This is a genomic window from Pectinatus sottacetonis, from assembly GCF_015732155.1.
GTDB classification, from domain to species: domain Bacteria; phylum Bacillota; class Negativicutes; order Selenomonadales; family Selenomonadaceae; genus Pectinatus; species Pectinatus sottacetonis.
In genome coordinates this window covers 129,305-142,820 of the sequence record NZ_WIQK01000001.1, presented here as the reverse complement: position 1 = coordinate 142,820, position 13,516 = coordinate 129,305, and the positions used below count along the sequence as shown (strand labels likewise).

The 13,516-nt window shown below is 34.5% G+C and carries 11 protein-coding genes and 1 pseudogene; all 12 read left to right on the top strand.

The features are described 5' to 3' along the window. Positions 1 to 4: 4 nt before the first annotated feature. The 12 genes and pseudogenes from flgK (at position 5) to I6760_RS00545 (ending at position 13,491) form a co-directional block, all read left to right on the top strand. Positions 5 to 1,753, top strand: coding sequence for a flagellar hook-associated protein FlgK (flgK, locus tag I6760_RS00600; protein ID WP_196592598.1), 1,749 nt, complete (start codon positions 5 to 7; stop codon positions 1,751 to 1,753). A 6-nt stretch (positions 1,754 to 1,759) separates the two neighbouring features. Further along, a complete protein-coding gene (locus I6760_RS00595) occupies positions 1,760 to 3,232 on the top strand; it encodes a flagellin (protein ID WP_196592597.1) in 1,473 nt (490 codons plus the stop codon). Positions 3,233 to 3,281: 49 nt separating this feature from the next. Further along, on the top strand, positions 3,282 to 3,848 hold the full coding sequence (locus I6760_RS00590; protein WP_330997932.1) for a DUF6470 family protein: 567 nt from the start codon (positions 3,282 to 3,284) through the stop codon (positions 3,846 to 3,848). 14 nt (positions 3,849 to 3,862) lie between these two features. Then, positions 3,863 to 4,311, top strand: a pseudogene (gene fliW, locus I6760_RS12995) (flagellar assembly protein FliW). Next, positions 4,311 to 4,535, top strand: coding sequence for a carbon storage regulator CsrA (gene csrA / locus I6760_RS00580; RefSeq protein ID WP_196592595.1), 225 nt, complete (start codon positions 4,311 to 4,313; stop codon positions 4,533 to 4,535). Before fliW ends, csrA begins: the two are co-directional and overlap by 1 nt. A 57-nt stretch (positions 4,536 to 4,592) precedes the next feature. Then, positions 4,593 to 5,030, top strand: a complete 438-nt coding sequence (locus I6760_RS00575; protein WP_196592594.1) for a flagellar protein FlaG — start codon at positions 4,593 to 4,595, stop codon at positions 5,028 to 5,030. 24 nt (positions 5,031 to 5,054) lie between these two features. Beyond that, positions 5,055 to 6,899 carry a flagellar filament capping protein FliD gene (fliD, locus tag I6760_RS00570; protein ID WP_196592593.1) on the top strand — a complete coding sequence of 615 codons (1,845 nt, stop codon included), beginning with the start codon at positions 5,055 to 5,057 and terminating at the stop codon, positions 6,897 to 6,899. 35 nt (positions 6,900 to 6,934) lie between these two features. Next, positions 6,935 to 7,333 carry a flagellar export chaperone FliS gene (fliS, locus tag I6760_RS00565; RefSeq protein ID WP_196592592.1) on the top strand — a complete coding sequence of 133 codons (399 nt, stop codon included), beginning with the start codon at positions 6,935 to 6,937 and terminating at the stop codon, positions 7,331 to 7,333. A gap of 81 nt (positions 7,334 to 7,414) precedes the next feature. After that, the gene (locus I6760_RS00560; protein ID WP_196592591.1) at positions 7,415 to 7,756 is read left to right on the top strand and encodes a hypothetical protein; all 342 of its coding nucleotides are present in this window, start codon (positions 7,415 to 7,417) and stop codon (positions 7,754 to 7,756) included. A gap of 161 nt (positions 7,757 to 7,917) precedes the next feature. After that, a complete protein-coding gene (locus tag I6760_RS00555; protein WP_196592590.1) occupies positions 7,918 to 9,279 on the top strand; it encodes a flagellin N-terminal helical domain-containing protein in 1,362 nt (453 codons plus the stop codon). Positions 9,280 to 9,409: 130 nt separating this feature from the next. Beyond that, positions 9,410 to 12,046, top strand: a complete 2,637-nt coding sequence (locus I6760_RS00550) for a glycosyltransferase family 2 protein (protein ID WP_196592589.1) — start codon at positions 9,410 to 9,412, stop codon at positions 12,044 to 12,046. After that, positions 12,040 to 13,491 carry a tetratricopeptide repeat-containing glycosyltransferase family 2 protein gene (locus tag I6760_RS00545; RefSeq protein ID WP_196592588.1) on the top strand — a complete coding sequence of 484 codons (1,452 nt, stop codon included), beginning with the start codon at positions 12,040 to 12,042 and terminating at the stop codon, positions 13,489 to 13,491. Before I6760_RS00550 ends, I6760_RS00545 begins: the two co-directional genes overlap by 7 nt. Positions 13,492 to 13,516 lie beyond the last annotated feature (25 nt).

Below are 13,516 nucleotides of genomic sequence, written 5' to 3'. Positions count from 1 at the left end.
TGTAATGAGGTCAACATTTTCTGGTTTAAATACTATGGTTAGTGGGCTTCAAGCTCATCAGCTGGCACTTGATACCGTTGGGCAGAATTTGTCTAACGATAGTACAGACGGTTATTCCAGACAAAGCGTTAATTTAGTAGCAACGACACCTTTAGCACAGAATACATTGTATGGTGTAAGTTATGTTGGTACAGGTGTTGACGCGGTGTCAATAACTAGGGCAAGAGATATTTTTGCAGATAAACACTACTGGCGAGAAAATGCCTCTAAGTCATATTATGAGGAAAGGCAAACTAATTATACTGCCGTTGAACAGGTTTTTAATGATTCTCAAATTAACGATCAGGACGTTGGTTTAAAGAGTTCTATAGATAAGTTTTGGAATTCATGGCAGACTTTATCCGGTGATGCTAGTAATGATGATGACAGAATAAGTACCCGCGATACAGCTGTGACAATGGCTGATAAAATAAAAACCATGGCTTCACAGATGCAGAGCCAGATAGGAACAAACTATGATCAGCTAAAGACAGATGTTACTGAAGTAAACAAAATAACAACACAAATATTAGATTTAAACAAAAATATCCGTCAAGCAGAAGCTACTGGTGGTATGGCCAACGATTTAAGAGACCAACGGGACAAACTAGTTGATGATTTATCTAAGTATATAAAAACAGATGTTACTGTACAAAGTGATGGAACATATTCCATCAGTAATAATGGGAGTGTACTCGTCGACGGTAGAGGAAAGCTTACTTTAGATTTACAGTCACAAGATAATTCTGAGTATGGAATTACAGATTATAATTTAACCTTTAAAGAAACCGGGACAATCTATAATCCTTCAGATGGGGAGATAAAAGCACTCCAGGACAATGTAGTAGAAGATAAGAATTATATTGATAAGCTTGGTAATTATTCAGCTTTTTTTCTTTCCACGTTCAACGCTCAGCATAAAGAAGGCTATGGCATTGATGGTGCTAATAATGGTAAAGGTTCAACAGATATAAACTTTTTTGGGGAAACAGGTAATTCTTATAAATGGATAAATAATGAAGATGGTACTTCAGGTGCTTATGAGAAAGCATATATTGAAAAAACCAGTGCAAGTGGCGTAGAAGAATTGCGTGGCATTAATATAATCAATGAGCTGACGGTAAACAGTAAAATAACTGATAAGGGTGGTACAGATTATATAGCAGCAAAAGGGGCTAATGTGTATACCAAGGATACATCATATACTGACAGTAATGGTAAAACAGTAAAAAAAGGCGATTATATCGATGCAAATGGCAACTGGGTAGATTATGATCACAGAATACCATCAGAAAACGGTAAGGCTGATGGTGCCGATGGATCTAATGCAGTTACATTGTCTACCATATTTAAAAAGACTTTAACAGATGCTGCCGTAAATGATCATATAAAAGAAGCAGCCGGTATGATTGATGCCAGTGGCAATTTGAAAATAAGTTCTACGAATAATAAGTCACTATATGATTATTATAATGATTCTATGACTGAGCTGGGGACTGCTTCAAGTGTGACTGATGATAATGTTACTAAAATGACATCTGTTGTTACTCAAGCTGACAATGCACGACAGTCAGTATCCGGCGTAAACTGGAATGAGGAATTAACTAATATGATAAAATTTCAGCAGGGCTATTCTGCCTGCGCACGAGTATTGACAACCATGGATGAGATGCTGGATAAATTGATAAATAGTACCGGAACGGTAGGAAGGTGATTAAAAATGCGTGTAAGTAGTACGATGATGCTGAATAATTATATGAACGCGGTCAATGGCAATTATGAAACACAGGCTAAGCTCGTAGAAGAAAATTCAACACAACAAAGATTAAACAGACCTTCAGATGATCCTGTAGGATATGCGAAATATCTTTCTTATACAAATGATGATGTTGAAAATCAGCAGTATATACAAAATGCTAAAAATGGAGTTTCATGGATGAAAGCTAGTGATGACGCCCTTACGAACATAAGCAATCAGTTTACTACTTTTATTGAGCAAACTAATCAAGCGGCTAATGGAACCAATAACACAAGTAATAATTCAGCTACAGCTAGTCAGTTGCTTTCATTGATGCAAGAAACAATAAGTCAGGGTAATACTCAGCTGGGCGGCAGGTATTTGTTTTCCGGGCAGATGGATAAGACTGAGCCTTTTACAATCTCCACAGAAAAAGTAGAACGCGGTCTTACTAAAACCCTTGATGATAATCAGGCTGATTTTTTTAGCAAGACAGTTAATATAAATGGAATGGATACCAAAGAAACGGGTGGTACCCAGGTCAATGGACTAAATCAGATGCTTAGTCTTAAAGGCAGTGATGGAGACGATTATTATCTTGACCCCAGTACTGGCTATATATTCACAAAAGATTTTGTTCAAAACGGTTATAAAGATAAACTTAATTCAGGGCAGAAAAGTGTAACAGCTGCTGATGCAGTTGGCAGGATTACGTTGACCAATAATGCAAGTACGCCTCTGGCAGATTTACCAGCTGATGCTGATGCGCTGAAAGCAGGCAATCTAAATGAATCTTCATATGGGACACAGAAGGATTATGATAATTTATCCGTAAATGTACGTTCAGACTTTATTAATAAGTATTTTGATAAAGATAATAATGGAGCTATTACAGCAGCAGGAAAGGCATTAACAACCTCAGGGCTAACTGCTTCTGGTGGAACGGGTGTTACATTTTCCTTTAATACTATCCATCAATATGTTGTCAATTACAATGGTGACGATAATAAAATATCAATGGTAAAATTAAGCGGCAGAACTGACCAAACTCGCGACAGCATTAATGTTACCGGCAGTGATGTGTTTGGCAATAGTGATATATTTGGTGCTTCACATGGTACAGCAACTTTGAACGATATGCTTACAGTTGTGGCGGAAATGGATGGCGGCAATCAAAACTGGCTTTCAAGTGATGGAATTACCATAGCTAATAATGCTAAAGATGTATTGCAAAAATCCCAGACTTCTCTAGCTTCGAGAAATGAGGCATACAGTAATGCTATTGATACGATGGATAGCCAAAATGTTGTTATTAAAGATAATATAAATAATGTCAATGGTATTAATGTCCCGGAAATTGCTACTAAATTAATGACAGCGCAGACTATTTATAACATATCTATTTCAATGGGGAAAAATGTAATTCCTAAAACCATTGCAGATTACCTTAGCTGATAATATGTATATAATGGATTAATGAATGTATTTAAGGGAATGATATACAATGTCAATGCTATGTTTAAATATAAGAAGTAGTAATCTGATTTTAAATATGAAAAGCTTTCAAGGAAAAGCTGATCCTAATATGCCAGAACCATCAGGTCAAGGGAAGTATATAGCACCAAGCTGCAATTTGAAAGTCACACCAGCTACTGTGAAAATAGATTCGACTGCATCACGTGAGGTTGTAGGGTTATATACGGATTCGGCATTTAGTAAAAAAATGGCAGAAAGAGGAGAAAAGGCACTTTCAGCAGGTATTGCACGGCGCATGCAGGAAGGGCGTGAAGTAATGGAAAACGGTGCGTTAACTGATGCATTAGGGGATATAAGCAGAAGAAATATGCTGCCCAAGCAAAAACAACTGGCGATAGTTTCTATGCCAGCGCCAAAGATAACCGTTACACCTGCTCATATTGAGGGGACTATTGACCCAGGTATTTCACAAATAAAGCTGACAGCAGGAAAATATAAATTGGATTTTGAGCCGGCAAAAGTAGATATATCAGTTAAACAGTATGCATCTATAAAAATGTGGGTAACACAGGGACATTGTGATACCTATGCATAATTTGGAGGATTTAAATGAAAAACATAGCTACAACACGATTTGGTAATATTGATATTGATGAAGAAAAGATCATAAAATTTACCCAGGGAATTCCTGCTTTTGAAAAAGAACATGAATTTGTCATGATTCCTTATGATGAAAAAACACCATTCCTTTTTCTTCAATCAGTAAAAACGCCGGATTTAGCATTTTTGATGGTTGATCCATTTGTTTTTTTGCAGATTATGAGTTTACAATAAATGATGAAACAATAGAGGAACTAAAAATCGTAAAACAGGAAGATATGCTGACCTTTGTTTTTTTAACTGTACAAAATAAGGATGTAAAAAAGACAACAGCAAATCTTTTAGCACCAATAATCATAAATCAAAATAACCATGAGGCAAAACAATTGATTCTAGAAAATACAAACTATATGACAAAACACCAGTTAATTAATAATGTTGCGGAGGATGATAAATAATGCTAGTTTTAACACGTCGTCCTGGACAATATATAACAATCGGCGATGATATCGTCATACATATTTCTGATGTGCAAGGAGGCAATGTCCGCATTGCTATTGATGCACCTCGTAATATAAAAATATATCGCGGTGAAATATATGAAGCAATATTGGAAGAAAATAAAAAGTCTGCGTCACAATCATCAGATGTTGATTTGGGCAAACTACTGAAGGACAAATAAGTTTTCACTGCACAAGGGAATGCTATGGGTTAATACTATCTAAGGAGGGATTTTGCAATGGTCGATAATATGTCGGGAATTATTGCAGGAAATATAAATATACCTGAAAATAATATAAGCAAAAAATCAGGTGAAACTTTAACTAATATATCAAATGATAATAATGGTTCGCTCATTAAGGATGACAATAACTTAATAGGGAAAAATAAAATAAATAATGCACTGGATGATGCTATGAATGGTATTACGAGGAGTAATAAGAAAAAAATATCCAGTACTGATTTACAACAGGTAACAGATAAACTAAATAAAGACATGAATGATATGAATCTACAGCTGAAGTTTGTCTGGTATAAGGAAATTGACCAGCTTGGTGTGCGAATGATAGATATTGATACACAAAAAATCATTAAGTCCTTTCCACCGGAAGATGTTATGAAGACACTGATAAAGACAAAAGATTGGATTGGAAAATTTCTCGATGAAAATGTGTAAATGATTACTACAGGAGGATAAGTCATGGGAGTAAATGGTATATATGGACTAGCTTCAGGTCTTGATGTTGATTCATTGGTTACACAGGCTATGCAGGCTAAACAGAAACAGTATGATTCAATATATAAAAAAGAACAACGGGCAGAATGGACGAAGGATGCTTATAATTCATGGTATGAAAAATTAACTGATTTTCAGAATAATACGCTTTGGCAGTATTCTTTATCCAGCGGAATGGATCCGCATACAGCAACAAGTTCTGATAATAGCATAGTTACAGCAAAAGCAGGTGGTGCAGCAGCAAATATGTCTCATCATGTGGCAGTGGAATCATTAGCTTCTAATGCTTACTTAAAGTCCGTGGGAGAAATCACGCGGCCGTCTGGTACACCTAGTGATAGTATAAAGCTTTCAGATATAGTGGGCATAACTAACGTTAATTTTACAGCAGGCACTGATAATTCTACGGATGATAAGCTGTCTTTTGATATGGATGGATCACATTATGAGCTGAATGGCAGTGAAATGGATGAAACGGCAATTAGCTTTACGGTAAGGGATGGTACAACAACAAAGGATATTGATAATGGAACAGAATCCAATACTTCCTGTAAAGTGTCTTTTTCCTATCGTGATCTTGTTGAAGGTACTTTGAACGATGTCGCTAGTAAACTAAGTAATGGCGGAACAAATGTAAATGCCGGATATGATTCAGTGAATGATACCTTTAGTATTTATAACAATAAGGGTGGAGTTAGTAACTTTATCGACCTTACAGTCGATGATGTTCCTATTTCCAGTGCTTTAGCAAACAAGGGGATTACAATTGATAGTAATGAGCACACAAGGACATTACTGTCTGCACTAAACCTTGGTCAATATGATGCCAGCAATGATAGTTTGACCGCAATTGATGTGTCAAATCTGCATGACACACCTGATAATTTGAATTCAGGTTATAGCGGAGCCGAATTTAAAGGGACTGATGGTAAGGTAAAAATAGATGGGAAAGAATATACAACTGACAGTAGTGGAATAACAGTTGATGGTGTTTCCTATACACTACTGGCAGATAGTGATTATACACTTGATGCTAATAATAATAAGGTGTATAAAAATAGTGTAGTTTCCGTGAGTACAGATACAGATACCATTGTTAAAAATGTAAAACAATTTGTTGATGATTATAATAAAATGTTAAGTGATTTGAAAGATGCCGTTAATACAGAACCTGATAGTAATTATCAACCATTAACCGATACTGAAAAGAAGGCCATGAGTGAAGATCAGATAAAAGCATGGGAAACAAAAGCAAAACAGGGATTGTTATACAAAGATAATTCCCTGACTGACTTGATAAGTAGTATACGTTCTGCTGTCAATGAGCCTATTGCTGGTATTGGCGGCAAGTATAATAGCCTTAATAATATTGGCATATCAGTATCGGCAGAATGGACTAGTGAGAAGAGCGGTGTTTTGAGTTTAGATGAAACAAAACTAAAAAGTGCTTTAGCCGAAGATCCTAATGTTGTTTATAAGATTTTTGATAATCCGGCGGCTGATAAAAGTGATAGCAGTACCTATGGTGTAGTTAAACGTTTAAACCAGGCGGTAACTGACGCTATAGGGACAGGTGATATCGCAACGGCAAGCGGTATAAGGGGAATGGCAGGGGTCAGTGATTCCTCGGATATTTCAGACCAAAGTTATTGGGCAAAAGAAATAGTGGATTGGAAGAAAAAGCTTAGTTCATTTCAAGACTCAATGGACAAATATCAGGATAAATTATATAGTCAATTTGATGCTATGGAAACAGCCATTTCTAATTTGAGTTCTCAGTATAGTTATATTTCGAGTTTTTTAAGTTAATATATAAATAGTTATTATGAAGGGAGCATTTATTAATGCGAAATGCGTCTTATACCGCGGAAGCGTATAAACGACAGCAGGTAATGACGGCAAGCCCAGAAATGTTGACATTGATGTTGTACAATGGGGCAATAAGATTCATCAATGAGGGCATTAAATGTGTAGATGCTAAGGACTGTGTAAAATCAAATAAAGCATTGCTAAAAGCGCAAAATATACTAATAGAGTTTATGTCAACTTTGAATATGGATTATGAAATAGCGCATCAGCTTTATCCTATTTATAATTATGTTTATCGTATTTTGATCGAGGGAAATATGAAAAATGATGTAAATAAATTAAATGAGGCAAGGGAACTTTTGACGGAACTGCGTGATACATGGCACCAAGCTATGAAAAAGGCACAACAGGAAAAAAATACAGTTAACGAATAAAATATAATAAAGAACATGTTAACTGGCTATTGAATTATGTTAAAATACGCAGTATACTTATTGATATTAAAGGATAGAATAATGGAGAACACTGATAAAGAGGCAGCTGCTTTATGGAACAAATTTTATATGCTGACGACTGAGATGTATAGATTTTTGAAAAAAAGTGATATAGATATGTTCTTTTCCTTGTTACAACAGCGTTTGGATTTGCAAAAGATGTTGGAAAAACTTGACAATAAAACTTATCATAAAACTGTAGCAGGGAAAAAACTTATTTCGCAGATTAATCCGATTAATGTTCAAATTAAAGCAATGGCGCAGTCCTGGCTTATACGGATGCGAAATAAAAATAATAAGGTCAATTCGTATGATGTTTCACCATATGTACTGCAAATGAATAGATTTAATAAAAAAATGTAAAAAAAATTTATAAAGTATTTAAGTTTCATTATAAAAGTTTCGATTATATATTTAGAGTTAAAAGTCGAGTATTCTGAGCGATCGGCAGTTTATTCGGCTTTTAATATAAAGCTGTCGAGGATGATGGCAATAAAACATTTCAATCAGGGAGGAATTTTATTATGTCATTAGTAGTAAAAAATAATATGTCAGCGCTTAATACACTGAACATTATGGGAAGAAATAGTAAGGCTTTATCCAGCAGTTTGGAAAAAGTATCTTCAGGTATGAAAATCAATAGTGCGGCTGATAATCCAGCGGGCTATGCAATTTCTGAACGTATGCGCACTCAGATCCGTTCTTTGGATCAGGACAATACCAATGCACAAAATGGTCAAAACATGTTGAAGACTGCAGAAGGTTCTGTTTCTTCCACAGTTGATATCTTGAAAACTTTGAAAGAAAAAGTTCTTGATGCAGCCAATGATACTAATACCACTTATGACCGTCAGACAATGCAGGACTATCTTGATCAGGCCGTAGACCAGATCAATGATAATGCTAATACAACTTATAACGGCCAGCTGCTTATTGATGGTTCTAAGGATAAGCAAATGGATAAAGATACAGCTGTTGTTTATAGTAATTCTAGCCTTAGTACGACTACTGATTTTTCTACTGCTTTAACTGCTTTGTATAATCGCAATGGACAGAAACTTGATATTCAGAGTGCTGATAAGCTTTCTATTTCTTTTGTAAGCAATGGTAAGACTTTTACTACATCTGTTACAGTATCAAGTTTAGGCTCGGCTGCTGGATTAAAAGATGTATTTACTTTAGCTAATAGTATTGCTGGTGTATCTGGAACAGCTAATGTAGGGGAATTTGCTACTGGGTCAGTTCATACTAATTCAGTAATTGGTACAACTGCCGAAGGTGTAACGATGTATACAGCTGATGGTTCAAGTGTGTTGTCGATTGCATCATCAACAGCAGGTTTAGCAGGCAATATTGCCGGTTTTACTATCAGTATTACCGGTACAGATGGCAATATCAAAAAATCTGTTAACTCAGTACTTGATGCTTGGGATGAACAGATCAGTGCTCAGGATAAATCAGGTGATAATGCTATTACCATGCAGATCGGTACAAAATCAAACCAGGCTATTCGCGTTGGTTTAAGTGATATGCGGGCTAGAGCACTTGGACTTCAGGGTGTGTCTTCTGATGGACGTGTGCAGAATCTGGATATTACTACTCGTGCTAATGCTAATGCTTCTATCAATGTACTTGATAATGCAGTGCAGAAAGCACTTAAGGAACAAACGAAAATTGGTTCTGTGGAAAGTCGCTTAGATTATACTCAGGATAACCTGACTACACAAAGTGAAAATGTACAGGCTTCCGAATCAACTATTCGTGATTCTAATATGGCTAAAGAAATGACTGAATACACGAAGAACAATGTTCTTATGCAGGCTTCACAGGCTATGTTGGCTCAGGCAAATCAAAGCAGCCAGAATGTATTACAGTTGTTACGATAATATTTGTATTATCAGTGATATTATTAAGGCGGATGTTTATGGCATCCGCCTTAATTTTATATATAAGTTTAACATTTTTAAACTTATATATAAAATTAAAGAAAAATTATTAATAATAAAGGATGATAATATGCTGCTTTCAGCCTGTTATATAGTAAGAAATGAAGAAAAAAATTTAGCGCGAAGCATTATTTCAATAAAAAGTATAGTGGATGAAATAATCATAGTAGATACCGGTTCTACGGATAGTACAGTCAATATTGCACGACAATATACTGATAAAATATTTCCTTATCAATGGCAGGATGATTTTGCTGCTGCCCGTAATTTTGCCCTAACCAAAGCAGCAGGTTCATGGATACTTTTCCCTGACGCTGACGAATATGCAGTAATAAGAAAAAATTTTAATATCAGGAAAAAATTAGAACACACTCCAAATATTGATACTTATTTATTGAAAATAGTAAATATTGATATTGACAACAATAAATATCTCGATGAATTTTATGCACTGCGGCTTTTTAAAAATAATAATGTAATGTATAAAGGTAAAATACATGAGCAGCTTATAAAAAAATCAGGGCAAGCATTAAAAAATGAGCTTATTTTGCAGGAAGACATGTCCTTTTTTCATACTGGTTATACGCTATCTAAGGCGAAAAAAAAAGCACAGCGCAATCTTAGGCTGCTGCAAAGCGATATAGTTACCCCTGCTGTATTGATAGAGTTAGCAGAGGCTTATAATGGTGTAGATGATGCTGAAAAAGCTTTGTTTTATGCTAATAAAGCCGTACAACAGGGAAGATTGAATATTACTTATGCCAGTCGGCCTTATCGGCTGTTGATAAGTCTGCTGCAAAAAAAACAAGCTGATATAAAAATAATAAAAAAAGCTATTGAAATAGCTATGCTGGATTTTCCGGAAATGCCGGATTTTTGTGCTGAATATGGCAATATTTTTTATAATACAGGTAACTATTTAAGTGCCATAAAATACATGGAAAAAGCATTAAAATTAAAAAAAAGCTATAAAAGCATAGAACCGACACTTTTTGACAGTGATAAAGAAACAGCAGCTGAGCAAATTATCTGTCATAGTGCTGCTATATTAAAAAATGTGAAAACAATAAAAGTATCAGCGTGTATTATTGTAAAAAATGAAGAAAGAGATATTATGCGTTGGTATAATTCTGTGGCTAAATGCAGTGATGAACAGATAGTTATCGATACTGGCTCTATAGATAATACTATAAGCATATTAAAAAAACTGCCTGTAAAATTATATCATTATCAGTGGAATGATGATTTTGCGGCAGCCAAAAATTATGCTATTGATAAAGCTAAGGGAGATTGGATAATATTTATTGATGCTGATCAATACTTTAGTGCTGATTGTATAGAAAAGGTGCGCAGTGAAATAGCCAGGGCCGATATCGCAGAAAACCACCCCAGCGGCTTGTTTATAATAGAAATAAATATAGAAGAAAGTACCAGCAGAGAAATAAGCCGTTCATATAGTATCCGTGTTTTTCGCAATGACCCCGATTTGCGTTATAAAGGAGCTATTCACGAAGAACTTCAATTAAATAGCAACGGCAAATTTACTATTGTAAAAAATGATCTGTTAAAGATTTATCATACGGGTTATTCAGATAGCTACGCACAAAAAAAAGCCGCACGCAATTTAAAAATACTGCTATCAGAAAAATATAATGATGGTATTATGCGTTGGCATTATATTGCTGATGCTTATTATGGCATGGAAAATTATGAAAAAGCAGTAGAATGTATTGAAAAATATTTTAGTGAGAGTAAATATTATGTTATAAATGGCGCGAGTCATATTTGGAATACATATATCAATGCTATGCTGAAAGCTGCTTATCCACAAGATAAGATTCTGTCAGAGTTGAAAAAGGCTATTGATAAATTTCCCGAATTACCGGATTTTTATGCATTGACTGGAATAGTATTATTTAATAATGGTAAAGAGAAACTGGCAGAAAAATATCTTATACAGGCACTGGATATAAATAAAAAAAACATCGAATTAACCATAAAAGACAGTACATCGTTTTCAATGTATTTGCCAACTGCACAAAACTGCTTACGACAAATAAATTGTGCGAAAAAAGAAAAATGTACGAAAAAATTGTCTGAAAGTACAAATATAAATAATACTATGCTGGAAAGGAATTTAGCAGAAGGTAATAAAGAAGAGGCGAAAACTTATATGGAAGAAAAGATACTAGATGATGATATAATAAATAAAACTGTTGATAATATACAATGGTTATTTGTGGCAATTTTGTCACAACCTGTATTGGATAAAAAATATCTTAGGTTTTTACCTGATGCAATAGCAAGATTGGTTTGGCAGTTTTTTTCTGATAGTCCGGTTTTATCGGATAATGATGCAAATACGTATGAAACTTTATGGCCAATGATTTTAAAACATGCATCAGATAATGTCATAGAAAAGTATACATTGCTTGCAGATAAATTTTCGCTTGTGTTACAAAAAAAAATAATTACTGATCTATTAAAGGAAAATAAATGGAAGGCAGCATATCATTTATTAAAATGTATGAAAAATGCTCAGTTTGATGCTGAGTTACTATATAATTATGCTTGTTGTTTTTATTATTTAGATGAACTGGATACAGCGGAAAAATATTTTCTGCAGGCTGGTAAGACAGGGTATTCAAAAGAAATAATAAGTTCCTACCTTGCATGGATAAAAGATCGGAGAAACGGCAAATGGTAAAAATATCAGCCTGCGTAATTACTAAAAATGAAGCAGAAAATCTGCCTACGTGGCTTGCCGGTATGCGAGAAATAGCAGATGAAATGATTGTAGTGGATACGGGCTCTAGTGATAATACACGGCAGATAGCACATGATGCAGGAGCAGTTGTATATGACTTTGCCTGGCGTGACGATTTTGCAGCGGCTAAAAATTATGCGATTGACAGAGCTGTCGGTGAATGGATATTGTTTTTAGATGCGGATGAATATTTTCTTGATGATATGGGGCAAAAAATTATAAAAGAGCTTGATAAGATTAATAATAATCAAGCAGTAAATGCTTTAATGTGTCGTTTGATTAATATTGATAGAGATAATAATAACAAATTTATGGGCAGTTTTTATCAGCTGCGTATTTTTAGAAATATGCCGGGACTTCGTTATAAGGGTGTAGTACATGAAATGTTAAAATATAACGATGCTACACCACAGTTACTGGTTTTGCCGCGGGATATATATATATACCATACAGGTTATTCGGCAAAAGTTAATTTGCAAAAAATAAAACGAAATTTAAAATTAATGCAGCAGGACATAGCATTGCATGGTGAAACTATTGCTTATTATAAGCCGTTGGCAGACTGCTATTATGGATTAAAAGAATATGACAAGGCTGTTTATTATGATAAGAAACTTATTGAAAGCGGCGTAATATTGATAGGCAGTGACATTGACGTGTACCTGCAATGCATTAATGCTCTGTGTATACTTGATAAGCCGAAACCAGATATTAAGGCAGTTGTTAATAAGGGTCTTGAAAAATATCCTGAATCATCGGATCTTAACTATCAGAAGGGATTTTTATTATATGAAGATAAAAAGTATATAGAAGCAGAAACCTATTTAAATAAATCACTTAAATTATATGCAACTAAAGAACAAATATCTTCTTCCAATATGGATAGATCGTTTTTTTTGCTTTATGGATTATTGGGAGATATAGCTTCTTTAAAGGGAACAACGGAGCAGGCAGTAAAATGGTATGTTAAATCATTACAGAAAGATCCCTGTGTCCGACAATTTTTCGACAATTTTTATAAAATAATTAAGACAAGATCCAATAAAGTAAAAATAAAATTCCTAAATAAAATTTATCAAAAAGAGAATAAAGATTTTTTACTCAGAACATTAAAAGATATTGGCGCAGATGAATTATATCTTTATTATAAGGAACTTTATCAACCTGATAGTTTATCATCGACGGATAAAATAGTTAAATATTTTTGTGGGGGCAATTATAATTTGGCAGCAGAAAATTTTGCTGCTGTTCTTAATAAAAATTATAAAAATATAATTATGGATATTTTGGATAAGAAGGCAGATATGCCGCCTGGAGTTAAATGTATACTACCGCAAGGTTACCAAACAGCTTTTTATCAAGTTAAAAATAAATTAAAGCAATAGGTTAATGCCCTGGTGAGAGGAAAAT

Coding starts and splice junctions, on each gene's coding strand:
- I6760_RS00575 (WP_196592594.1), top strand. CDS start 4,593: ATGGTCGATAATATGTCGGGAATTATTGCAGGAAATATAAATATACCT.
- I6760_RS00560 (WP_196592591.1), top strand. CDS start 7,415: ATGGAGAACACTGATAAAGAGGCAGCTGCTTTATGGAACAAATTTTAT.
- I6760_RS00595 (WP_196592597.1), top strand. CDS start 1,760: ATGCGTGTAAGTAGTACGATGATGCTGAATAATTATATGAACGCGGTC.
- flgK (WP_196592598.1), top strand. CDS start 5: ATGAGGTCAACATTTTCTGGTTTAAATACTATGGTTAGTGGGCTTCAA.
- I6760_RS00550 (WP_196592589.1), top strand. CDS start 9,410: ATGCTGCTTTCAGCCTGTTATATAGTAAGAAATGAAGAAAAAAATTTA.
- fliS (WP_196592592.1), top strand. CDS start 6,935: ATGCGAAATGCGTCTTATACCGCGGAAGCGTATAAACGACAGCAGGTA.
- I6760_RS00590 (WP_330997932.1), top strand. CDS start 3,282: ATGTCAATGCTATGTTTAAATATAAGAAGTAGTAATCTGATTTTAAAT.
- I6760_RS00555 (WP_196592590.1), top strand. CDS start 7,918: ATGTCATTAGTAGTAAAAAATAATATGTCAGCGCTTAATACACTGAAC.
- csrA (WP_196592595.1), top strand. CDS start 4,311: ATGCTAGTTTTAACACGTCGTCCTGGACAATATATAACAATCGGCGAT.
- fliD (WP_196592593.1), top strand. CDS start 5,055: ATGGGAGTAAATGGTATATATGGACTAGCTTCAGGTCTTGATGTTGAT.
- I6760_RS00545 (WP_196592588.1), top strand. CDS start 12,040: ATGGTAAAAATATCAGCCTGCGTAATTACTAAAAATGAAGCAGAAAAT.